We start from the raw sequence: 1,104 nt of genomic DNA on the forward strand, positions 1-1,104 counted from the left end.
CTTCGCTATCGGTCGCTAGGGAGTATTTAGCCTTGGCAGATGGTCCTGCCGGATTCCGACGGGGTTTCACGTGTCCCGCCGTACTCAGGATCCGTCTCGGAGGGTGCTGGCTTTTGGTTACAGGGCTTTTACCTCTTCTAGCGGGCCTTTCCAGACCTCTTCGCCTAACCAACACCTTTGTAACTCCATGTGAGACGTCCTACAACCCCAAGGAGCAAGCTCCCTGGTTTGGGCTAATCCGCGTTCGCTCGCCGCTACTGACGGAATCACTTTTGTTTTCTCTTCCTCAGGGTACTTAGATGTTTCAGTTCCCCTGGTATGCCTCTTCTGCACCTATGGATTCAGTGCAGAGTGACTGTCTATTACGACAGCCGGGTTTCCCCATTCGGATATCCCCGGATCGATGCCTGCTTACGGCTNATGTTTCAGTTCCCCTGGTATGCCTCTTCTGCACCTATGAATTCAGTGCAGAGTGACTGTCTATTACGACAGCCGGGTTTCCCCATTCGGATATCCCCGGATCGATGCCTGCTTACGGCTCCCCGAGGCGATTTCGTCGTTCACCACGTCCTTCTTCGGCTCCTAGCGCCTAGGCATCCTCCGTGCGCTCTTATTAGCTTAACTATGCTTGTTGTGCTGCTTGCGCAGCCTCAAGCTTTTGTTAATACAGCTAAAGGATGTTCTAAGCTTTCGCTTAACTTTCGCTATCCAGTTTTCAAGGAACAAGTTCTTCTTTCGCTTCACTGCTTTATCAGCAGCGAAAGCTATCTTACCACATCCGCCCGATCAAAGCAACTGCTTTTTTTCGAAGTTTCCGAGGTAATATTTGGTTGGTGGAGCCAAGCGGGATCGAACCGCTGACCTCCTGCTTGCAAGGCAGGCGCTCTCCCAGCTGAGCTATGGCCCCAAGTTATTTCCCAATGTAGTGTTTCCGGGGCCCCCGAAAAGTAATCGGATTACGCTTCGAAGCCACTTCTTCACTTTTGGGGGATTTGTATGGTGGGCCCTAGTGGACTCGAACCACCGACCTCACCCTTATCAGGGGTGCGCTCTAACCAGCTGAGCTAAGGGCCCTCATTACGAAGCCTTCGCTTCGTCGCTTTC

The 1,104-nt window shown here is 52.4% G+C and carries 2 tRNA genes and 1 rRNA gene; all 3 read right to left on the reverse strand.

Annotated features, from left to right (window positions below):
* Positions 1 to 624 (reverse strand): 23S ribosomal RNA (locus tag AC0LWM_RS32360); the annotation flags it as partial.
* Positions 625 to 831: 207 nt separating this feature from the next.
* Positions 832 to 907, reverse strand: a tRNA-Ala gene (locus AC0LWM_RS32365).
* Between the two features lie 90 nt (positions 908 to 997).
* Positions 998 to 1,074 (reverse strand) — tRNA-Ile (locus AC0LWM_RS32370).
* Positions 1,075 to 1,104: the final 30 nt, after the last annotated feature.

The organism is Paenibacillus sp. sgz302148 (genome assembly GCF_056120465.1).